Origin of the sequence: Sphingomonas ginkgonis (assembly GCF_003970925.1) — a bacterium.
GTDB lineage: Bacteria > Pseudomonadota > Alphaproteobacteria > Sphingomonadales > Sphingomonadaceae > Sphingomicrobium > Sphingomicrobium ginkgonis.
In genome coordinates this window covers 792,022-813,118 of sequence record NZ_RWJF01000001.1, presented here as the reverse complement: position 1 = coordinate 813,118, position 21,097 = coordinate 792,022, and the positions used below count along the sequence as shown (strand labels likewise).

Annotated in this window: 14 protein-coding genes and 1 tRNA gene; 9 read left to right on the top strand and 6 right to left on the bottom strand. The window is 70.2% G+C overall.

The features are described 5' to 3' along the window. Positions 1 to 84: 84 nt before the first annotated feature. Positions 85 to 1,305: a PAS domain-containing protein gene (locus HMF7854_RS03930; protein WP_126717904.1), complete on the bottom strand. Its 1,221-nt coding sequence runs from the start codon at positions 1,303 to 1,305 to the stop codon at positions 85 to 87. Positions 1,306 to 1,437: 132 nt separating this feature from the next. Between HMF7854_RS03930 and HMF7854_RS03925 the strand changes: the two genes are divergently transcribed. Beyond that, positions 1,438 to 1,513: transfer RNA gene (locus HMF7854_RS03925), tRNA-Thr, on the top strand. A gap of 89 nt (positions 1,514 to 1,602) precedes the next feature. Here HMF7854_RS03925 and HMF7854_RS03920 read toward each other — a convergent pair. Both HMF7854_RS03920 and HMF7854_RS03915 read right to left on the bottom strand, forming a co-directional pair. Continuing rightward, a complete protein-coding gene (locus tag HMF7854_RS03920; RefSeq protein WP_239016824.1) occupies positions 1,603 to 2,448 on the bottom strand; it encodes a hypothetical protein in 846 nt (281 codons plus the stop codon). A gap of 93 nt (positions 2,449 to 2,541) precedes the next feature. Then, complete coding sequence (locus HMF7854_RS03915) at positions 2,542 to 3,219, bottom strand: hypothetical protein (RefSeq protein WP_126717903.1); 678 nt, start codon at positions 3,217 to 3,219, stop codon at positions 2,542 to 2,544. Positions 3,220 to 3,496: 277 nt separating this feature from the next. On the opposite strand from HMF7854_RS03915, the gene HMF7854_RS15920 reads away from it, so the two are divergent. The 4 genes from HMF7854_RS15920 (at position 3,497) to HMF7854_RS03895 (ending at position 8,748) form a co-directional block, all read left to right on the top strand. Next, the gene (locus HMF7854_RS15920; RefSeq protein WP_126717902.1) at positions 3,497 to 3,736 is read left to right on the top strand and encodes a hypothetical protein; all 240 of its coding nucleotides are present in this window, start codon (positions 3,497 to 3,499) and stop codon (positions 3,734 to 3,736) included. Positions 3,737 to 3,755: 19 nt separating this feature from the next. Next, positions 3,756 to 4,853: a hypothetical protein gene (locus HMF7854_RS03905; RefSeq protein WP_126717901.1), complete on the top strand. Its 1,098-nt coding sequence runs from the start codon at positions 3,756 to 3,758 to the stop codon at positions 4,851 to 4,853. Next, positions 4,850 to 5,875: a nucleotidyltransferase family protein gene (locus tag HMF7854_RS03900; protein ID WP_126717900.1), complete on the top strand. Its 1,026-nt coding sequence runs from the start codon at positions 4,850 to 4,852 to the stop codon at positions 5,873 to 5,875. The genes HMF7854_RS03905 and HMF7854_RS03900 overlap by 4 nt, the downstream gene beginning before the upstream one ends. 218 nt (positions 5,876 to 6,093) lie before the next feature. Next, complete coding sequence (locus HMF7854_RS03895) at positions 6,094 to 8,748, top strand: M1 family metallopeptidase (RefSeq protein WP_185829143.1); 2,655 nt, start codon at positions 6,094 to 6,096, stop codon at positions 8,746 to 8,748. Between the two features lie 67 nt (positions 8,749 to 8,815). Here HMF7854_RS03895 and nagA read toward each other — a convergent pair whose 3' ends face one another. Genes nagA through HMF7854_RS03880 form a run of 3 tightly spaced genes read right to left on the bottom strand, consistent with a single transcriptional unit; the run spans position 8,816 to position 11,752 of the window. Next, the gene (gene nagA, locus HMF7854_RS03890) at positions 8,816 to 9,976 is read right to left on the bottom strand and encodes an N-acetylglucosamine-6-phosphate deacetylase (RefSeq protein WP_126717898.1); all 1,161 of its coding nucleotides are present in this window, start codon (positions 9,974 to 9,976) and stop codon (positions 8,816 to 8,818) included. After that, on the bottom strand, positions 9,976 to 11,007 hold the full coding sequence (locus HMF7854_RS03885) for an SIS domain-containing protein (RefSeq protein WP_239016822.1): 1,032 nt from the start codon (positions 11,005 to 11,007) through the stop codon (positions 9,976 to 9,978). Before HMF7854_RS03885 ends, nagA begins: the two co-directional genes overlap by 1 nt. A gap of 4 nt (positions 11,008 to 11,011) precedes the next feature. Continuing rightward, a complete protein-coding gene (locus tag HMF7854_RS03880; protein WP_126717897.1) occupies positions 11,012 to 11,752 on the bottom strand; it encodes a GntR family transcriptional regulator in 741 nt (246 codons plus the stop codon). Positions 11,753 to 11,940: 188 nt separating this feature from the next. Here HMF7854_RS03880 and HMF7854_RS03875 point away from each other — a divergent pair, with 188 nt between their 5' ends. Genes HMF7854_RS03875 through nagE form a run of 4 tightly spaced genes read left to right on the top strand, consistent with a single transcriptional unit; the run spans position 11,941 to position 21,079 of the window. After that, complete coding sequence (locus tag HMF7854_RS03875; protein WP_126717896.1) at positions 11,941 to 14,637, top strand: TonB-dependent receptor; 2,697 nt, start codon at positions 11,941 to 11,943, stop codon at positions 14,635 to 14,637. Between the two features lie 54 nt (positions 14,638 to 14,691). After that, positions 14,692 to 16,911: a beta-N-acetylhexosaminidase gene (locus tag HMF7854_RS03870; RefSeq protein ID WP_239016821.1), complete on the top strand. Its 2,220-nt coding sequence runs from the start codon at positions 14,692 to 14,694 to the stop codon at positions 16,909 to 16,911. Then, the gene (gene ptsP, locus HMF7854_RS03865) at positions 16,908 to 19,346 is read left to right on the top strand and encodes a phosphoenolpyruvate--protein phosphotransferase (RefSeq protein ID WP_126717895.1); all 2,439 of its coding nucleotides are present in this window, start codon (positions 16,908 to 16,910) and stop codon (positions 19,344 to 19,346) included. Before HMF7854_RS03870 ends, ptsP begins: the two co-directional genes overlap by 4 nt. Then, positions 19,343 to 21,079: an N-acetylglucosamine-specific PTS transporter subunit IIBC gene (nagE, locus tag HMF7854_RS03860; protein WP_126717894.1), complete on the top strand. Its 1,737-nt coding sequence runs from the start codon at positions 19,343 to 19,345 to the stop codon at positions 21,077 to 21,079. The genes ptsP and nagE overlap by 4 nt, the downstream gene beginning before the upstream one ends. Positions 21,080 to 21,097 lie beyond the last annotated feature (18 nt).

Below are 21,097 nucleotides of genomic sequence, written 5' to 3'. Positions count from 1 at the left end.
CGACCCGGGCCTATAGGCTCGACCCGGCGGCAGGGGAAGGCCGCCAACCTCCTTTATAGACGAGTTGGCGGCGGCTGCGGGCGCTCAGACCACCTTGCGCAGCGCCTTCTCCAGCATGGCCTCGTCGGCCAGCGCGGCGACCGCCGCGACCGCCCCATCCTCGCCCCGGCGCAGCAGCACCAGCGCGAACTCGCGGTCGCCGAGCGCCGTCTCCAGCGCGATCGGAGCCGCCTCGCGCAGCGCGGCGCGGGCCTGCTCGCCGCGATCGTCGCCCCGGGCCGCGGGACGCCGCGCCTGCCGCTCCGCCGCGACCAGCCCCTTCAGTCCCCCGGGACAGGCCTCGACGAACGCCTGGAACCCGCCGAAATCGACCGCGCAACGTTCGGCATGGCTGAGCGCGGCGGCGAACTCGGTCAGCCGCGTCTTGTCATAGTCGGCGCCGAACACGAGCTTGACGATCGGCGTCATCGGGGCGCGGGCTTGCGCCTTGACCCCCGCGTCCTCGAGGATCGAGGCATATTCATCGGGCACCCGCCGCGCGGCGACGGTGAAGTCCCACGCCATGGCCAGCGCGCGGTAGAGCGCGACCCGGCTGCGCCCGTCGAGCGCCTTCAGCGTCTCGGCGGTTTCGCGCGCGGCATGAAGGCGGTCGGCGAGCCCGGCGTCCTCGTCGAGCAGCGGCTGCTCGAGCTCGAGCAGCTCCTCCTCCTCCCGGCCGGGAGCCGCGTGAAGGTCGGTCAGCTCGAGCGCTGGCGCGGCGAGCGGTCGGGCGGCGAGCGCGGCTCGCTGCTCGCCCCCGGTCTTCCAGTTGATGACCCCGTAGATGAAGTCGATCGTGTCGCCGTCCGACGAGAACGGCATCAGGATGCCGCGGTAGAAGATGGTGTCGCCGCGCTGGTTGTCGAACTCGGCCTCGAAGCCGATCGGCGCGCGGTTGGCGATGATCTGGAGATAATGGTCGGTCAGCCGCGACAGGAGAGAGCGGCTGGGCACGTCGGCGATGGTGCGGACGGTCGGGCCGAGCCCGCCTTCCTCGCGGATCGCCTGACCGATGTAGGCGGTTTCCGGGTCCTCCCCGCCCGAGGTGAAGTCGAGCAGCACGCTGTGGCTGGCGAAATCCTCAATGTTGCCGGGGTCGAGATCCTCGATCGAGGGAAAGTCGCGGCCGCCGAGCAGCGAGACCCAGTGGTTGTAGGCGCGGACGTGCATCCGCCGCTCGTCGTCCCCGACGGGCGACACGGGCGCGGCCGGCGCCAGGTCCAGCGCGTCGCTGTCGAATTCGCCGTGCTGACTGTAGCCGTCCATGCCCTTTTCCGTAGTCGATCCGAACTGGAGCAAGATGAACGGTTGCGGTTACCAAAGCGTAAACCATGGGCCGGCGGCCCCGGCCCTTGCTCCCCCGCCCGCACCTTGTTAGGGCGCGTCGCCCGACGGCACGCCGCTTTAGCTCAGTTGGTAGAGCACCTCATTCGTAATGAGGGGGTCACAGGTTCGAGTCCTGTAAGCGGCACCATCGCTGTTCATGTGCCTCGGAAAGCCCCAAAATTCCGCACCTCGGTTTCGCAAGCTCGAATGAGCCTCTCGTCCGCCAGGCGAAATCCGTCAGAACCGCCGGGGCCTGTCGCCGATCAGGTCGCACGAGCCCTGGAAGGCGTAGCCGGCGGTGCCTTGCACGCTGATGCGGCCTGTCCTGCGATCGATGAGGACGCGTGGCTTGTTGAGGCCGTTCAGGCGGTAGCTGGCGCGGATCAGGGCCGGGCCGACCGACACGTCGTACAGGTCCCACCAGCCCCGGTCCCCGCGCGAGTTGATCGGCGGCACGAGCGACCTCGGCAGCCGGATGCGCCCGCCGCCCGCGCCGATCTGGACCATCAGCGTCGCGTCGAATTCCTCGATCGTCGTCTGCGGATAGCTGCGGTTCTCGTACCGCTCGCGAGCCGGGTTCCAGACCCAGGCCGAATCAGTGCCCACCCCATTGCGCGACCCGCCGCCGAAGCAGACGAGCGCAAGATCGACCGGACGCCCCCCTATTGAAGGCTCACCGCCGGAGACATCGTCACCGAGTTTCGGATAGGGCGGCTGGGCCGGCCGGCCGAAGGCGGGGTCCGGCGCATAGCCGGGGCGCGGTCGGGACGCGGGGCGATTGTCCGCAGACTGGCGACAGTCGGGCGGCGGAGAGGCGGTGATCGAGGCGTAGCGGCCGTCCATCGTGGCAATCGTCACGCACTGGCGCCGATCAGCGTTCCACCAGAAGGTATAGGACCGATCGTCGCCCTGCTCGCCCCCCGTGTTGCGGTAGCCGCGTCGCTGCAGCTCGAGCTCGGCCTGCCCGGCGCGCGCACCGACCATGTCTTCCAGGCCGGTCGATTGCGCGAGCGCATGTTGGGGAAGAGCAATCCCGCCGGCGGCGGTGACGGCGATCAAGCAGACGACAGACAGGCCACGCATCCGAACCTCCCACGAGCAAGCGAGTCGGCTTCAGGCGAACGGTGGCGAGCCTAATCCCATGCTTCGGGCCGGTCCAGTTCGCTGCGGGAAGGGTCAGCGCACCACGAACAGCGCGCCGATGGCGATTGCCAGCACCGCCGCGGTGAAGAAGGCGCGGAGCGCATGCAGCAGCCCCCTGCCAACCGGCTGGTTGAGCCGGCGGGAGAACCACAGCGTCTCGGCGGCGAGATAGCCGGTCACCGACAGGATCGACAGCAAGCCGCTCGCGAGACCGGCATGCGGAACGGAAACATGGCCCAGCGAAACCCCGATCCCGAGAACGAGGGCGAACGGCGCGCAGGCGTAGCACTGGGCATAGAAAGGCGGCTTGAGGCACTGGCGCGTGAGGCTGGTGCCCTGGGCGCGCAGGAGGCGCGCCGACATCATCAGCGGGAACAGCGAGAAGAGGACCAGTCGCAGCGCCAGCAGCGTCGTGCTGTCGGTGATGAGGGCGGCAAGCCCGGTCTGCTTGGCGACGATCGGGTTGACGCCGCCGCCCAGCGCCTCGTCGATCTCCTGCGTCAGCAGCAGCGACAGGATGAGAAACAGGGGCGGGTTCAGCGTGTCCGTGAACTGCTCTGTCTGCCGGTCGTGCAGCTCGCTGTCGGCATAGGCCATCATGCGCAGCGGATGGGTGACGGATCGCCACAAGGTGATAGGATAGAAGATGAGCCAGCTCATCACTTCGTAAAGCAGCTCGCCCAGCGAGTTGAGCCACTTCATGAAGTCCATCTTTCGGATGATGATCCAACTCGTCAGACGGCGCAACAACGGGCCGCTTGAGGATGGGCCGAACGGCCGAAGTCCCATCGATGCACCCCGACGGTCGAAATGAGTGAGACACGCGCCAGGGCGCCCACCCCCCCCCGGCGCCGCCTCTCCTCTAAATCACAACCCCTCCGGGACCTTCGTGCGATAGGGGATGACCAAGAGGTTGTAGAACCTCGGAGCGTTTGACCGGCTGGCCTTGCCGGCAGCAAAACCGCCAGGCTGCAATGGGAGTAGCATCATGAACAACGATGATCCGCGCCCAGACGAAGACGATCGCCGCGACTTTCTCAAGAAATGCGGGACGTTCGCGCTGGTCACTCCGCCGGCCGTCACTTTCCTACTGTCGACGTCGATGAGCTCGAAGGCCATCGCCGCATCGAGTGGCAAGCCGGGGCATGGCTGGGGCGACAAGAACCACACCCATTCCGGACCGCCCGGGCGAACCAATCTCAAGGCGCATTCGAAACACCATCACTGAACGCCCGAACCGGTCACCGATGGGCGAAGCAGTCATCAGGACGCACGCGGATGAAGGCACCGGCGACGTCCTGTACGGGAAGGGCAGCGCGCCCCCGGTGATCGGCTGGGTTGACGATCATTGCCTGGTGTTCAGCGAAGCGCACCAGGCCGTCTTCGAAGTGCAGCGCGCGAACGTTCGAACGGTCGAGCCCGCCGCGGAGCGGTTGACGGAGGCGCTTCGGCAGTTCGCGCCGGCCCGGGCGCAGGATCCGCGGGCGGGACCGTCGGGACCTGTCTCCCGCGCGCGTCCGGCGAATGCTCTAGCCTTGCCCATCGAACTCGGCGGCGTGGCGATCGACATCCATTTTCCCGCCTCGCTTCGCGACGCGATCGTCACTCCGTTCAGGAGCCTGGTCCGAGGTCGCAATCAACCCGCCGCAGCCTGGCTGGCGGTCGAACGTCGCCGCTCCATCCTCTCGCTGACGACCTCTCTTGGGGAGGCGACAAGCTGCGCGACGGCGGAACTCGTGCCGACGCTGAAGGCGATGCTGATCGCGGAGGTCCTTCGATCGGCGACCTATGAAGTGGCTTTCCATGCAGCCGCATTGGCCCGGGGCGGAGAGGCGATCCTGCTGGTGGGAAGCCCCGGTGCCGGCAAGACGACGCTCGCAGTCGCCCTGGCGCATTCCGACTGGGTCCTGCTTGCCGATGACGTAACGCTGCTCCGCGCCTCGGGCGAGATCCGCGGCGTCACCCTCCCGTTCACGGCCAAGGCGTCCGCCTGGCCTTTGCTCAGCCGCTACTATCCGCAGATCGGCGACCAGATGTCCCATCGTCGTCCCGACGGTCTCCGTGTTCGCTATCTCCAGCCACCCGGCCTTCCTGCCGATGCTCGCCATCGGATTCGCGCGATCGTCCTGATCGATCGTCGCGAAGCCGGCCCGGCGCGACTGACCAGCGCAGACCGGCTGTCCACCCTGGCGATGCTGCTGTCGGAGGGCGCCACGCGCGACGAGCGGTTGCCCGCAACGGCGTTCGAGACGCTCGTCAAGGCGTTGAACCAAGCCTCCTGCTGGCGGCTGAGCTATAGTGATTTCGAGCAGGCGGCGGACTGCCTCGGGGCTGCCCGGCTATGAACGCGCGGCACCCCCTACGGCTTCTCGGGGCCGCGCTGCGGGGCCAAGTGCCGGCCGGCGCGGACTGGCGCAGCATCGTCACCGTGGCGAGCCGCGGCTGGCTTGCGCCTGCGTTGTACCTGGCGCTTTCGCGGCATGCGAAGCTTGGCGCCCTCGACAACGCGGCGGCCCACTATCTCGAGCTGCTCCATGCGCGGAACCTCGAGCGCAACCGGCGCCTGCGCCGGCAGCTGGTCGAGGCCGCCGCGGCACTCGGGGCGGCGGGCGTCGAACCTGTCCTGCTCAAGGGAGCCAATCACCTCTTCCTGGCGCGCGACGAGGATCTTGGCGCCCGCATGCTGAGCGACATCGATCTGTCGATCCGTCCGGCGGAAGCGGAGCGGGCCAGCGAGGCGCTTCGGGAGCTGGGCTATGTTCCTGACCACCGCGGACGCGAGTGGGCGAGGGTCGAGGATGCGGCGACGATCGAGCTGCACGCGCGACCGAGCGCTCGCGCTGCTCCCTACCTTCGGGATGACCTTCATTCCTGGTCGCCGCCGACGGCTCGACACGGGGTTCAGCTCCGCGTGCCCGAGCCGACGGCGCGCGCGCTTCACCTGATCGTCCACGACATGATCAAGGAAGGCGATCTGTGGACCTACCGGCTCGACCTGCGCCACCTGCACGATCTTTACCGCCTTCAGGTCGATGGCTCCTCCCGCGTCGACTGGCCGAGGCTCGCGCGGCTCCTGTCGGACAGGGTCGGTCGTCATGCGCTGATGGTGCAGATCGTGGCGCTCGAGGATCTTTTCGGCGTGCCGATACCCCAGGAGCTTGCCGCCACGGTGCCGGCAGCGGCGAAGCTGACCTACCGGCGGCAACTCCTGGCAACGATGCCGGGCCCGGTCGGCGCGGTCATCAGGTCCGCTGGAAGGCTCTCCCACTCGCTGGCGCTGATCTGCGGATATTCGTGGCAGGGCTCGCCGGCGCTGGTCCGGCAGGTCCGCCGCCGGTTCGCACCGGCAGCCGGATCGCGGATCTGATCGGGACCATCGCAGCATAGCCCTGGTGCAAGCGGCAGCCGGCCGCCGCACGACCGCGCATTTGACCAGCCGCTGATCGTCGCGTTCGAAGCGCTCATTAGTCGCGGACGCGCGCCGCCGTCCGTCGAAGCGTCGCCCACGCTCGCCGACCGTAACTTGTTTGCATGTCGCCGCGCGGGCGGCCACACCGTCACGTCTCTTCTGCGAGAAGGTCTGTCATGCGTTCACGTTCGTTGCTGCCGCTGCTGATGCTGGGTTCCGCACTCGTCTGTCCGGCAGCCGCGATCGGCCAGCCAGCCGCGACGAGCGAGGACCGGATCGAGTCCAGCGTCACCCAGCTGCCCCGTACGGCCATCCCGCGTCACTATCGGGTGGAGGTCACCCCCGACGCTGCCAATCTCCGCTTCACCGGCACGGTCGTGATCGACCTCGACGTGGTGAAGGCGACGGCCAGCCTCACCCTCAATGCCAAGGAACTCCGCTTCCAGTCGGCAGCGATCCAGCCCAGCACCGGCGGCGCGAGCCGTCCGGGCCGCGCCACGGTCGATCCGGCGACCGAAACCGCCACCCTCGCCTTCCCCGGCACGCTGGCGCCCGGCCGCTACCGCCTGACCATCAACTACACCGGCACGATCAACCAGCAGGCGACGGGCCTGTTCGCTCTCGACAGCAAGGCGCCGGATGGCACCCCGCGCCGCTCGCTCTACACCCAGTTCGAGGCCGCCGACGCGCGCGCCTTCGTGCCCAGCTGGGACGAGCCCGACTACAAGACCCGGTGGGACCTGTCGGCGATCGTTCCCGCCGCGCAGATGGCGATCGGCAACATGCCGGCGGCCAGCACCCAGACGCTGCCGAACGGGACCAAGCGGGTGACCTTCGCCACCACGCCCCTGATGTCGAGCTACCTGCTGTTCTTCGCCACCGGCGACTTCGGCCGGATCGCCAAGCGCGTCGACAACACCGAGGTCGCGGTCACCATGAGCCGCGGCAACGAGGCCAAGGCGCGCACCGCGCTCGACGCCGAAGGCGAGGTGCTGACCTACTACAACCGCTATTTCGGCACCCGCTATCCGCTGCCCAAGCTCGAGAACGTCGCCGGTCCGGGGCAGTCGCAGTTCTTCGGCGCGATGGAGAATTGGGGCGCGATCTTCACCTTCGAGCGCATCCTGCTCGACGATCCCGCCATCACCACCGACGCCGAGCGCCAGGAGATCTTCGGCGTCCAGGCGCACGAAATGGCGCACCAGTGGTTCGGCGACCTCGTCACCATGGCGTGGTGGGACGACCTGTGGCTGAATGAGGGTTTCGCCAGCTGGATGGCGAACAAGACCGAGCAGCATTTCCATCCCGAGTGGGGCGGCGACGTCGAGCATGTCGCCTCTCGCGAAGCCGCCCTAGGGATCGACGCGCTCTCGACCACCCACCCGATCGTGCAGCAGGTCCGCACGGTCGAGCAGGCCAACCAGGCGTTCGACACCATCACCTACGAGAAGGGTGAATCGGTGATCGCCATGCTCGAGGGCTTCGCCGGCGCGGACGTGTGGCAGCGTGGCATCCAGGCCTACATCGCCAGGCACCAGTACGGGAACACCCGCAGCGACGACCTGTGGTCGGCGGTCGAGGGGGCGGGCGCCAAGGGCCTGACCCGCATCGCCCATGATTTCACCCTCCAGCCGGGGGTGCCGCTGCTCCGCGTCGGGCCGGCCAGCTGCAGCGGCGGCGTGACCCGCGTCACGCTGACCCAGGACCAGTACAGTGAAGACCGCCGCGGCCGGCTCAAGCCGCTGCTCTGGCATGTGCCGGTCCGCGCCATGACCGCCGGGACAACGCCGACGACCCTGGTCACCGTGGGCCCGGTCACGCAGCTCTCCGCCGCCGGCTGCGGGCCCTTGCTCGTCAACGCCGGCCAGACCGGCTACTTCCGCACCCTCTACCAGCCGCAGCAACTCGCCGCCCTGACCCGCGCTTTCACCAGCCTGAGCCCGGCCGACCAATATGGCCTGCTCAATGACAACAGCGCGCTGTCCCGCTCGGGCTATCAGCCGGTGGCGCCTTCGCTCGATCTGCTCGCGGCGGTGCCGGTCGACGCCCAGCGCAAGGTCACCGCCAGCGCGCTCGGCAAGTGGCTCGGGCTCTACGACCTCTTCTCCGACCAGCCGGCCGCCCGGCGCCTGGTTGCCGCCCAGATCGAGCGCCGGTTCAAGCCCTTGCTCGACCAGATTGGCATGGCACCGCGCGCGGGCGAGCCGATCCTCGACGCGACGATGCGGCCCAGCCTGATCAGCGCGCTCGGGCAGGTCGGCGACCCCGCCGTGCTGGCCGAGAGCCGCCGGCTGTTCGCCTCGCCCGGGACGATCCCCGGCGCGCTCCGCTCGGCCTGGCTCGGAGTCATCGCGTACGGCGCCGACGCGGCGACCTGGGACAAGCTCCACCAGTTCGCGCAATCGACCACCGGCTCGGTCGAGCGAACCACTTACTACCAGCTGCTTGGAAGCACGAAGGACGAGGCGCTCGCCCGGCGTGCCCTGGCGCTCGCGCTGACCCCCGAACCGGGCGCCACCATCAGCTCGGGGATGATCTCGGCCGTCGCCCGCGAGCATCCGGAACTGGCGCTCGACTTCGCCCTCGCGCACCTCGCCCAGGTTCGCGCCCTGGTCGATAGCTCGGGCTGGTCGCGCTACCTTGCGCAACTGGGTTCGGGCAGCGACCAGCCGGCGACCATCGCCAAGCTCGACGCCTACGCCACCGCCCATGTCGCGGCGAGCGATCGCAAGCCCATCGAGCAGGTGATCACCCGCATCCGCACTCGGCTCGGCGAGACGGCCCGGCTCAAGACGGCGAGCCTCGCCTGGCTGAACGCTCACCCCGCGTAAGAGCGCCCGGACCAGCGCCGACGCGGCCCTGTCGGTTGTCGCCGGGACGTGTCCTGGGTCGATCCGGTCAGCTGCTGGCGTGTTCTGGCTTGCCATGGCTCATCGGCTGGGCATCGATCCATGTTTCGCGGATCGTCCCGTCGTCGGCGATGGCCAGCAGGCTGGCGCGCTTTCCCGGCGCGATCGCACCGAGGTCCGAGCGTCGCAGAAAGGCGGCGGGATATTCCGACGCCATCGCCAGCGCTCTGGGCAACGGCACGTCCAGCATGGTCGCTGTCCGGCGGACCGCGTCCCACATGGTGAGGTCGGCGCCCGCGAGCACCCCATCCGCATCGACCAGCCGCCCGTCCCGCCTCGTGATCGGTCTTCCGTTGAGAACGAAGTCGGCGCGGCCGCCGCCGGTCGGAGGCATCGCGTCGGTGACCAGCAATACCCGATTGCCAGGCTTGCAGCGCAGCGCGAGCTTCAGCGTCACCGGGTCGACATGGTGCCCGTCCACGATCAGCGAGCACCATAGCGCATCATGGTAGAGCGCGGCGCCCACGGCGCCCGGATCGCGGCTGCCGAGCGGCGACATGGCGTTGAACAGGTGGGTAACGCCGCGCAGCCCGGCCGCGACCGCCGCGCTGACTTCGTCGAAGCTCGCCGCGGTGTGGCCGGCCGCGACGATCACGCCCGCCGCCGCCAGCCGCTCGACCATCGCCGGTCCCGCCAGTTCCGGAGCGAGCGTGACCAGCGTGGAGCCGCCCTTCAGCGAGGTCAGGACCGCGAACCCCTCTTCGTCGAGGGTGCGGATCTTCTGCGCGGCGTGGATGCCCTTGCGCTCGACGTTGATGAAGGGCCCCTCGATGTGGATCCCGAGGACTCCCGGCACCTTCTGCTCGATCGCGGCATCGACCGCCGCAATCCCCGACCGGATCACCGCGAGATCGTCGCTGATCAGGGTGGGCAGAAAGCCCGTCGTCCCCGCGCGTCGATGCGCCTCGCCGATCCGCCGGATGGTGGCCACGCTCGGGTCGGCGTTGAACAGCGCGTCGCCGCCGCCGTTGACCTGCACGTCGATGAAGCCGGGGACGAGCCGGCAACCGGCGAGGTCGCGGCGCTCGATCGCCGGATCGAGCCCGGCGGCAGGGACCACGGCCCCGATGCGTTCACCCTCGACGACCACCGCCCGTCCTTCCACGAAGGCACCGTCGATCAGGACTTGGGCGTTGCACAGCGCGAACATCAGACGGTCTCGGTCACTTTCCGGAGGAGCGGCGGACGATCGGGATCGTGGCCGCGGCGGACCGATAGCGCATTGGCGGCGCGATAGAAGGCCTGGATGGCGAGGATCGGCGTGGTCACCGCGCAGGCGGCGGGCAGCGGCAGCGCGAGCGCGCCCGCGATCGGCGGACCGGTGACCAGCACGCGCACGCGCCGCGCGACCAGATCCTCGACCAGCGCGTTCGTCGCGTCCGCCGACTGGTCGGGCTGGCGCACCACCAGCACGGGGAAGTCGGCGCCGACCAGCGCCATTGGGCCGTGGCGGAGCTCCGCCGCGCTGAACGCCTCGGCATGGAGCCCGCAGGTCTCCTTGAACTTGAGCGCAGCCTCCTGGGCGATCCCGAAGCCCGGTCCGCGGCCGATCACGTAGAGCCCGCGCGCGTCCTCGAGCAGATCGACCAGGCTCGACCAGTCACATTTCCAGGCGGCCGCGAGCCGATCCGGCAAGGCCGCCAGCGTCCGCCCCAGTTCGGTATCGCCGCTCCATGCCGCGACGAGCGCGAGCGACGCGGCGAGCTGCGCGATATAGGATTTGGTCGCCGCCACACTGGTCTCCGGCCCGGCGTGCAGCGGCAGCAGCTGCTCGCATCGGGCGGCAAGCGGCGAATCGGCATCGTTGACCATCGCCACCGTGAGCGCGCCGGCCTCGGCGGCCCGGCCCATGCTGCTGACCAAGTCCGGACTGCGCCCCGACTGCGACAGCGCCAGCGCCAGCATGCCGCGAGCCGCGGGCGCCGCGCCGTAGATCGACGTCACCGACGGGGAGACCGACGCGACGGGGATCTCGACGCGAGTCTCGACCAGGTGCTTGAGGTAGGTCGCGGCATGGTCCGAACTGCCGCGCGCGCAAGTCAGCACGACCGGCGGCGGTTCCGCGCGCAGCCGTTCGGCCAGGACCTGCACGATCGCGCGGTTGGCGGCGAGCTGGCGTGCAACCGCGGCGGCCGCATCGGCGGCCTCGGCGAACATGCGGGTCGCCTCGGGCGCGATCACCGCATCACCGGGCGCTGAGTTCGGCGACGAAGTCGTAGGCGTCACCGCGATACCAGCTCTTGGTCGCCTCGATCGCGCGGCCGTCCTCGAGGAAACCCCGACGCTCGATGAACAGGCCGGGCGCGCCCGGCTCGACCCCCAGCAAGGCCGCCTGCTCCGTGTCGAACAGAACCGCGCGCAGCCGTTGCAACGCCCGAGTGGGCCGGTGCCCAGCCTCTTCCAGCGCCTGGTAGAGCGACTCGCCCACCGCGTCCGCGCCCGGCAGGGCGAACCCCGGCACCGCGCTATGCTCGATCGCCATCGGCAGCTCGTCGGCGAAGCGGATCCGGCGGAAACGATAGACCGGCGCCCCGGGGCTCAGCCCGAGCATCAGCGACTCGTCGGGCGTGACCGCCCCCTCGAGCTGCATCAGCCATTGGCTGGTCACCGACCGGCCGCGCGCCGCCATGTCCTCGGTGAAGGAGGAAAGCTTGGCGAATTGCTTTTCAACCCGCCCGGCGACGAAGGTCCCCGCCCCCTGCCGCCGCACCAGCAGCCCGTCCGCCACCAGGGCGTCGAGCGCCTTGCGGACGGTGATGCGCGAGACCGAGAACTCGGTCGCGAGGTCCCGTTCGGCGGGGAGCGCTTCCTCGGGGCGGACGATCCCGCGCTCGATCGCGTCGCGCATGCCCCGGGCGAGCCGCTGGTGCAGCGATCCGCGTCCAGCTGCGTCGAGCGGTCCGATGTGGGCGGCAAGGTCGTTCATGGTTCCCCTCTCGACAACTTAGATAACCAATATAGGACCAATCGCAACAGATAATTCCTCCTTATCTCTCTAGCGCCTGCCAGAATCACGCTTGACGAGCGAACAAGACACGCAGATGGTACTGCTATTGGTATTATAGTGGTCCGCCAGAGCAGCGCGGGCGCAGTGTCAGGGACAGGGGAGCAGCCATGACCACACGAGTGATACTCACCGGATCCGCCAGCCTGCTGGCGCTGTTGGTGTCGAGCGGGGCGCTCGCACAGACGACGGTCCCGCCGGTCGATCCGTCTCCGGGTCCCCAGGCCAGCCAGCCGGGCGACCCGACCGATGCCGGCGAGATCGTCGTCACCGGCATCCGCCGGTCGCAGCGCGACGCGATCGACACCAAGCGCCGCGCCGACGTCATCTCCGACGTCATTTCCGCCGAGGACATCGGCAAGTTTCCCGACAAGAACGTCGCCGAATCGCTGCAGCGGGTGCCGGGCGTGGTCATCAACCGCGAATTTGGCGAAGGCGAGCGCGTGTCGCTCCGCGGAACCGCGCCGAACCTCACCAAGACGTTGCTCAACGGACATTCGGTCGCCACCGCCGACTGGTTCATTCTCGATCAGCTCGCCGCGACTCGAAGCTTCAACTATCTGATCCTGCCGTCGGACATCGTTGGCCGGCTCGAGGTCTACAAGAGCCCGCAGGCGGACGTCGAGGAAGGCGGCGTCGGCGGCACGATCAACGTCCGTACCCTCAACCCGCTCGAGCTCCCGGCCTTCCGGCTGACCGGCAATGTCCAGGGCGTCTACAGCGAGCGGGCCGACAAGATCGACCCGCAGCTGTCGGGACTCGCCAGCTGGCACAACGCCGCGGGCACCTTCGGCGTGCTGGTCAGCGGCGTGTACCAGAAGCGCCGCATCCGTCGCGACGGGATCGAGATCCTCGGCTACGACACGCGCACCGTCGCCGGCCAGTCGGTCGCGGTGCCGTCGCTGATCGGCTCGGCCCTTTTCCAGCAGGAACGCAAGCGCTTCGGCGGGAACGTCGGGGTCCAGTTCCGCCCGTCGGAGCAGCTGGAGATCAATCTCACCGGCCTCTACTCGCGGTTCGACGCCAACAACTTCAACCAGAATTATCTGCTCTGGCCCGGACGCGCGCTGGGCGACGGCGGCACGGTCACCGGGCCGCGGATCGTCGACGGGACGCTGGTCGCCGGCACCGTCACCTCGCTACCAACCAGCCGGGCGGTGGTGTTCGACGCCATCCGGCGCCAGGCGTTCGCCGACACCAAGTCGCTCGACGCCGACGTCAACTTCCACCCGGGCGAAGCGACGCTGGTCCACCTGAAGGCGGGCTGGACCAAGGCTCGGGGCAACACCGTCAACGAGGATTTCCTCGAGACCGCGGCCCCCGGCACGATCAGCTTGGACCTGACCACCGACGGTCCGTCCGGCAAGGTGATCAGCCCCAGCGCCACCTCGCCGGCGGGGATGAGCATCGACTTCGGTCGCCGGCCGACCGTGCGCTCGTCGGACGAGGAGAAATATGCCTATGCCGACGTCGAGCAGACGCTCGACTGGGGACCGCTGAACGCGATCCGGATTGGCGCCAAATATACCGACCACGACCGCGCCGCGCTGTGGCTCAGCACCAACGGCGGCGTGTTCGTGCCCGGACTGGTCTGCTCGGGCCGGCCGTGCACCGCGGCCGATTTCGCGACCGGCGGCGGGACTCCCGGCGACTTCCTCGACAACATTGCCTCGCCGGGCACGCTGACCAACTACTGGACCGTCGATCCGGACAAGCTGCACAGCATCTACGCCGCCCAGCCGGCCAACAACGCGCAACGCTTCCTGGTCGCCAGCGCGACCTTCTCGATCAACGAAAAGGCCTATGGCGGCTACGCGATGGCCAAGTTCGGCGGCGACCGCTGGCGCGGGAACATGGGCGTGCGTGTCGTCCGGACCGACCAGACGGCCAACGGCAATCTGCTCGGCGCGCCCAACCCGACGGGCACCAGCCCATTCGGCAACTATACGCCGATCACCACCAAGCGGTCCTATACCGACGTGCTGCCGAGCGCGAACCTGTCGTTCGACATCAATCCCAGGCTCGTGCTGCGCGTCGCTGCCGGCCGGACCGTCGCGCGTCCCGACTTCGCCGATCTCGCGCCCGGGGTGAACCTCAACGGCACGACCCTGACCGGGTCCGGCGGCAACAGCTTCATCAAGCCGTTCCGCGCCAACCAGTATGACGTGTCGCTCGAATGGTATCCGCAGCGCGACACGCTCATCTCGCTGGCCGGGTTCTACAAGGACATCCTGTCCTACATCGTCAACCAGACCACGACCGAGGTTTTCCCGACCCAGTTCGACGTGGTGGGAACCCAGCCGGCGGTCTGCACCGCCATCGCGGGCAGCACCAACCTGTTCAATTGCCCCTACCAGATCAACCGGCGCGCCAACGGCGGCGGCGGGCGCAACCAGGGCTTCGAGGCGCAGATCTCGAAGCCGCTGTGGGGCGGGTTCGGCGTGATTGCCAGCTACACCTTCTCGGACGCCAAGGCGAACACCGGCGACCCGATCCCGGGCAACAGCAAGCACACGGTCAGCGCCACCGGCTACTTCGAGAACCGGCTGCTGTCGGCTCGCCTGTCCTACACCTACCGGTCGAAGTTCTTCATCGACATCGACCGCAACGCGCCGCTCAACCAGCACTCGCTGCAATCGCTCGACGCGGCGCTCAGCGTCAACGTCACGCCGCACATCGCGCTGACCGCCGACGGCGTGAACCTCACCAACGAGAAGATCATCCAATATTCGGGCAGCGAGGTCCGACCCCGCGCGATCTACGACAACGGGCGTCAGTTCTACGTGGGCGCCCGGGTCCGGTTCTAGGCGGATTGGAGCGCGGCCTTGGCCCTGTCAGCGTTCTCGGCCACAACGGGGATCGTGCCCATCCTTCCCGCTTTGGCGCTCGCGGCGGCCGCACTGCCGGCCGCCGCCCAGCCCGCGCTCCTTCCGACCCCGACGCGGGTGGTGGCGGAGCGCGGGGAGCTGGTGCTGGGAGAGCGACCCGTGCTCGTCGCCCCGGACGCGGGCAGCCGCAACGCCGCGCTGCGACTGGGCGAGCTGCTGGCGCGGACGACGGGCAGCGACGCCCGCGTCGGGACGTCCGGACCCATCCGCTTCCGCCGAGTGCCCGGCCTTGCCGCCGAAGCCTATCGCCTCACCGTCACGCCGGCGGGCGCGACCATCAGCGCCAGCGACGACGCCGGTCTGCTTCATGGCGCGGTGACCCTGTGGCAGCTCGCCGAGCGACGCGGCGGCAAGCTGCGGATCGCCGCCACTCGGATCGACGATGCGCCGCGCTATCCATGGCGCGGACTCATGCTCGACAGCGCCCGGCACATGCAGTCCGTCGCCTTCATTCACCGGCTGCTCGACGCGATGATGGCGTCCAAGCTCAACCGGCTTCACTGGCATCTCGTCGACGACCAGGGCTGGCGGATCCCGATCCCCGGCTGGCCGCGACTGACCGATGTCTCGGCCTGGCGTCACCCGGCGACCGCGCCCGGCGCGCCAGCGTTGCCGGCGGTCGGCGGCACTTACAGCAGCGCAGAGATCCGCGAAATCGTCGCCTATGCCGCGGCGCGCGGGATCACCATCGTTCCCGAGATCGAGATGCCCGGCCACGCGCTGTCGGCGATCCGCGCCTACCCCGCGCTCGGCATGGGCGTGCCCATCCCGCCCGGCATGGAGAGCCACTGGGGCGTGTTTCCGTGGCTCTACAACACCGATGACGCCACCTTCCGCTTCCTCCAAGACGTGCTTCGCGAGACGATGCGGCTCTTTCCCGGGCGCGACATCCATGTCGGCGGCGACGAGGCGGTGAAGGACCAGTGGCGAGCCTCGCCGGCGATGCAGGCCCGGATCAGGAAGCTCGGTCTCAAGGACGAGGACGCGCTGCAAGGCTGGTTCATGTCCCGGATCGGCCGCTTCCTCGCGGCGCACGGCCGACGCCTGGTCGGCTGGGACGAGATCCTCGACGGGGGCGTGCCGGCCGATGCTGCGATCACCTCGTGGCGGGGGACCGACGGCGCGGTCCGGGCGGCGCGGGCCGGGCACGACGCGATCCTCAGCCCCGCCCCGCTGCTCTACCTCGACCATCTCCAGGGCGCCGGACCGTCCGAACCGCCGGGCCGGGTGCAACAGAGCACGCTTGCTGACCTGCTCGCGTTCGACCCGCAGCCGGCGGGGCTGACGCCCGCCCAGCGCCGCCACATCCTCGGGCTCCAGGCCAATCTGTGGACCGAGCATGTCCGCACCGACGAGCGCGCGGCGTGGATGATGTTTCCGCGCGCGCTCGCCATTGCCGAGATCGGCTGGAGCGGCGCGCGCCCGCGGAGCCTGCCCGCCTTCACCGGACCGCTGCTCGACCAGGCGGAGCGGCTCCGCTCGCTCGGCATGGCCGGGGCCTACAGCGCCTGGGCGGTCGACGCCCGATGGGACCGGCGCGGCCCGGCGATCGCCGCCATGCTCGCCGGGCAGAGCGGCCTGCCGATCCGCTACACGCTCGACGGCAGCGCCCCGACCGCCGCCAGCCCTGCCTACCGAGAGCCGCTGCTGGTCCCCGCCGGCACCCGGCTGCGCGCCGCGACCTTCCTCGGTGCGCGGGCCCTCCCGGGCGTGGTCGACGCCACCGCCTCGATGCGCGCCGCGATGACTCGCACCAGCCGCGAGCTCACGCTCTGCTCCAATGCCGTCGCGCTCGACCTCGAGGACGACTTCCCCGCCAGCGGTCCGCGCGCGCGCTTCGTGCTCGACGTCTTCAATCCCTGCTGGCGGTGGGACAAGGCGCCGCTCGCCGGCGTTCGCTCCATCGCGATCAGCGTCGGCCAGCTTCCCTTCAACTTCGAGGTCGGCGCGGACCGGGACAAGATCCGCTTCCGCCCGCCCGCCACTCGGGACGGCGAGTTCGAGGTGCGCGCCGGGTGCGATGGCGCGGTACTGGCGACCCTCCCCCTCCAACGCGCTGCCGCCAACCCGGGCGTGACCCGCCTCGTCGCCGCGCTGCCGCCGCGGGCCGAGGGCAGCGATCTCTGCATCACCTACACCGCGCGCGGGGTCGACCCGCTCTGGGCGATCGAACGGGTCGAGCTGCTGTCATGAGCGAGGTGCTGCTGGTCGCGCCGTTCGCCGGCTGGCTGTCCGCGCTCGACGAGGTCGCCGACCCGGTCTTCGCCGAGCGGATGATAGGCGACGGGCTGGCGATCGACCCGATCGAGGGGCTGCTTCGCGCGCCGGCCGACGCCGAGGTGGTAAGCGTCGCCGACAGCGCGCACGCGGTCACCTTGCGCCTCGCCAATGGCGCCGAGCTGCTGCTTCACATCGGGCTCGACACGGTGATGCTCGGCGGCCGCGGGTTCGAGGCGCGCGTTCGCCCCGGCGACCGGGTGGCGGCGGGCGATCCGCTGATCCGGTTCGACCTCGCGGCGATCGCCAGGGTCGCGCGCGACCTCGTCACCCCGCTGGTCCTCCCTGGCGACGGCGCGAGCCTTGCCCTCCTGGAGCCCGGCCGGATGGTCGCGGCGGGCGACGAGATCGCCCGGGTTACTTTGCTCGCGGTGGAGGCTGGACCGCCGGGTACGGGGGATGCGGTTCGCCGGACGATCCCGGTCACCGCGCCGCTCGGGCTCCATGCGCGCCCCGCCGCGCGGATGGTGGCGCTGCTCAAGCCCTATGACGCGACGATCGAGGTGATCGCGGGCGAACGGCGCGCCAACGGGCGCAGCACGACCGCGCTGCTGGCGCTCGGCGCCCGGGCCGGCGACCAGCTGCTGGTCGAGGCCCGGGGGCCCGACGCGGCAGCGGCACTCGAGGCGCTGGCGACCTTCTCGGCGGAGCGGTTCGGCGATCCCGCCGGCGAGCCGCCACCGCTCGCTCCGGCGCCACCCAGCGGCGGCATCGGGGCGGCACCGGGACTGGCGATCGGCCCCGTCCGGCAGTTTCGCCCCGCCCCCGTCACGGTACCCGAGGAAGGCCGCGGCATCGCCCACGAGAGCCGCGCATTAGCCGAGGCGCTGGCGGTGGCGGCGGGTCCCGCCGCTGCTGACGGGCTGGCGGGCGACATCCGGGAGGCGCATCGCGCGATCCTCGCCGACCCCGACCTGCTGGCGGCCGCCCAAGCCGCCATCGGCGAGGGCAAGAGTGCGGGCTGGGCCTGGTCGCACGCGATCGGCGCGGCCGCCGCGGCGCTCGGCGCGACGGGCGACGCGCGGCTGGTCGAGCGGGTCGCCGACCTGCGTGACATCGAACGGCAGATGCTGGTCGCGCTCGGCGGCAGCGTCGCTTCCCTGCCGGCGCTCGGCCCCGACACGATCCTGATCGCCGAGGAGCTGCTCCCGTCCCAGTTCCTCGCGCTCGACCGCGGCCGGCTCGCCGGCATCTGCACCGCGCGCGGCGGAGCGACCGCGCATGTCGTGCTGCTCGCCGCGGCCGCCGGCGTCCCGATGGTGGTCAACGCCGGGCCCGACGTGCTCGCGGTGGCCGACGGAACGGTCGCGGTGCTCGACGGCGCGGGAGGAACGCTCGTCACCGACCCGGACCGGGACCAGCTCGATGCGGCCAGGTCCCGCCAAGCGCAGCAGCGCGAGCGACGCGCCGCCGAGGCGCGTGCCGCGATGGCGCCGGCCACGACCGCGGATGGCACCCGCATCGAGGTGTTCGCCAATCTCGGCTCGCTCGAAGACGCCGACGCTGCCGTCCAGGCCGGTGCGGAAGGGTGCGGCCTGTTGCGCACCGAGTTCCTCTTCCTCGACCGGGCGAGCGCGCCGGACGAGGCCGAACAACGCTCGCTCTACGCCGGCATCGCCGAACGGCTCGGCGGTCGCCCGTTGATCGTCCGCACGATGGACATCGGCGGCGACAAGCCGGTGCCCTACCTCCCCTTCCCGTCCGAGGAGAACCCGGCGCTCGGGCAGCGCGGACTGCGCCTCTCGCTGGCTCGGCCCGAGCTGTTCGCTGTGCAGCTGCGCGCCATTCTTGCCGCCGTTCCCGGCGAGCAGTGCCGCATCCTCCTGCCGATGGTCAGCGAACTCGCCGAGCTGCGCCGCGCCCGGGCCGCGATCGCCGCGGCGATGGCTGAGGTCCGCCGGACCTCGCCGGTTCAGGTCGGCGTGATGATCGAGACCCCGGCGGCGGCGCTGCTCGCGGAACCGCTGGCGGCCGAGGCCGACTTCATGTCGATCGGGACCAACGACCTCACCCAGTACACGCTCGCCGCGGATCGCGGGAACGCAGCGGTCGCCGGGCTCGTCGACCCGCTCCATCCCGCCGTCCTCCGCCTCATCGCGCACGCCGCCGAGGGAGCCGCCCGGCACCGCCGCCCGCTCGGGCTGTGCGGCGGCCTTGCTTCGGAACCCGGGGCCGCCGCGCTCCTGGTCGGGCTGGGCGTCACCGAGCTGTCGGCGACGCCTGCCGCGGTTCCCGCGGTGAAGGCCGTGGTTCGGACCATCCGGACGACCGACGCCAAGGCCCTCGCCGACCGCGCGCGGGAAGCGACGTCGACGGCCGAGGTCAGGGCCCTGCTCGAGGATCCGCGATGAGGTCCTGGCTCGACCGCTTCCAGCCGCTCGGGCGCGCGCTGATGCTGCCGATCGCGGTGCTTCCAGTCGCCGCGCTTCTGCTCCGGCTCGGGCAGGACGATGTTCTCGCCATCCCCTTCATCGCCGCCGCCGGGCAGGCGATCTTCGATCATCTCGGCCTGCTCTTCGCCGCCGGTGTCGCGGTCGGGCTGGCGCGCGAGAACCATGGCGCGGCGGCGCTCGCCGGGATCGTCTGCTACCTCGTCGCGACCGAGGGCGCGAAACCCTTGCTGGCGGTCCCGCCCGACGCGCTTGTCGGCGCCACCGACACGACCCGCGACCTGTTCGTCGGCGCGTGGAAGGCCAAGCAGATCGCCAAGCTCAGCGTCCCCGCCGGCATCCTGTCGGGTCTGATCGCCGGCGCGCTCTACAACCGCTACTCGGCCATCACGCTGCCCTCCTATCTCGGCTTTTTCGCCGGGCGCCGCTTCGTGCCCATCGTCGCCGGCGTGGCCGGCGTCGGGCTGGCGCTCGCGTTCGGCGGCGGCTTCCCTCTGTTCGAGGCGGGGGTCGACCAGCTCAGCCACTGGATCATCGCCGCCGGTCCCGTCGGCCTCTTCCTTTACGGGCTGCTCAACCGGCTGCTGCTGGTCACCGGCCTCCATCACATCCTCAACAATCTCGCCTGGTTCCTGGTCGGCGACTTCCACGGCGCGACCGGCGACCTCAAGCGCTTCTTCGCCGGCGATCCCACCGCCGGCGCCTTCATGTCGGGCTTCTTCCCGGTCATGATGTTCGGCCTCCCCGCCGCCTGCCTCGCCATGTACCGGGCCGCGCTCCCGACCCGGCGCAAGGAAGTCGCGGGCCTCTATCTCAGCCTCGCGCTGACGTCGCTGCTGACCGGCGTGACCGAACCGATCGAGTTTACCTTCCTCTTCCTCGCCCCACTGCTGTTCGCGGTCCACGCCGTTCTGACCGGGCTGGCGATGGTGACGATGGACCTGCTCGGCGCGAAGCTGGGGTTCGGATTCTCGGCGGGCCTGTTCGACTATGTGCTGAACTACGGGCTCGCTACCCGACCGCTGCTGCTGCTGCCGGTCGGCGCCGTCTACGCGCTCGTCTATTATGGCGTGTTCAGCTGGGCGATCCGGCGCTTCGATCTCAAGCTGCCGGGGCGCGACGCCGACGCGGCCGCAATCCTTCCGGCCACGTCGGCCGGCGGCGGCGACCGCGCCGAGGCCTTCGCCGCGGCGCTGGGAGGACCGGATAATCTCGCCTCGATCGATGCCTGCACCACCAGGCTGCGGCTGCACGTCGACGACCCGGGACGGATCGACCGCCCGGCCCTGGCGGCGCTCGGCGCCCGCGGGGTTCTCGATCTGGGAGGCGGCTCGGTCCAGGTCGTCGTTGGACCCGAGGCCGACCAGCTCGCGTCCGCGCTGCGGGCGGTCACGCGGCGACCCGAAGCGGGAAACACGGCCGCGAACGCCACCCGTGGGATCAGCCCCGGCAGCGACGACCAGAACGACCTGAACCGCCTCCTTGCCGGGTTGGACAGGTCGGCGGTCGACCAGGCCGGACGCCGCCTCGTGATCCCACAGGCCGCGGATCACCTCGACCACCGGCTCCAGCAATGCGCCGAAGTCAGGGCGGTCGCGCGCGTCGGCGAGGACCTCCACGTCTTCCTCACCCTCCCCGCCGGCATGCTGCTCCGTCCCGTCGATCCTGCGAGCGCCGGCCCGCCATCGAAGTGAGATCGGGGCGTATCGATC

Bases quoted from the DNA above. Each gene is read 5' to 3' on its own strand.
- HMF7854_RS03905 (WP_126717901.1), top strand. From the start codon at position 3,756: ATGGGCGAAGCAGTCATCAGGACGCACGCGGATGAAGGCACCGGCGAC.
- HMF7854_RS03895 (WP_185829143.1), top strand. From the start codon at position 6,094: ATGCGTTCACGTTCGTTGCTGCCGCTGCTGATGCTGGGTTCCGCACTC.
- HMF7854_RS03875 (WP_126717896.1), top strand. From the start codon at position 11,941: ATGACCACACGAGTGATACTCACCGGATCCGCCAGCCTGCTGGCGCTG.
- HMF7854_RS15920 (WP_126717902.1), top strand. From the start codon at position 3,497: ATGAACAACGATGATCCGCGCCCAGACGAAGACGATCGCCGCGACTTT.
- HMF7854_RS03930 (WP_126717904.1), bottom strand. From the start codon at position 1,305: ATGGACGGCTACAGTCAGCACGGCGAATTCGACAGCGACGCGCTGGAC.
- ptsP (WP_126717895.1), top strand. From the start codon at position 16,908: ATGAGCGAGGTGCTGCTGGTCGCGCCGTTCGCCGGCTGGCTGTCCGCG.
- HMF7854_RS03915 (WP_126717903.1), bottom strand. From the start codon at position 3,219: ATGGACTTCATGAAGTGGCTCAACTCGCTGGGCGAGCTGCTTTACGAA.
- HMF7854_RS03880 (WP_126717897.1), bottom strand. From the start codon at position 11,752: ATGAACGACCTTGCCGCCCACATCGGACCGCTCGACGCAGCTGGACGC.
- HMF7854_RS03920 (WP_239016824.1), bottom strand. From the start codon at position 2,448: ATGCGTGGCCTGTCTGTCGTCTGCTTGATCGCCGTCACCGCCGCCGGC.
- nagE (WP_126717894.1), top strand. From the start codon at position 19,343: ATGAGGTCCTGGCTCGACCGCTTCCAGCCGCTCGGGCGCGCGCTGATG.
- HMF7854_RS03900 (WP_126717900.1), top strand. From the start codon at position 4,850: ATGAACGCGCGGCACCCCCTACGGCTTCTCGGGGCCGCGCTGCGGGGC.
- nagA (WP_126717898.1), bottom strand. From the start codon at position 9,976: ATGTTCGCGCTGTGCAACGCCCAAGTCCTGATCGACGGTGCCTTCGTG.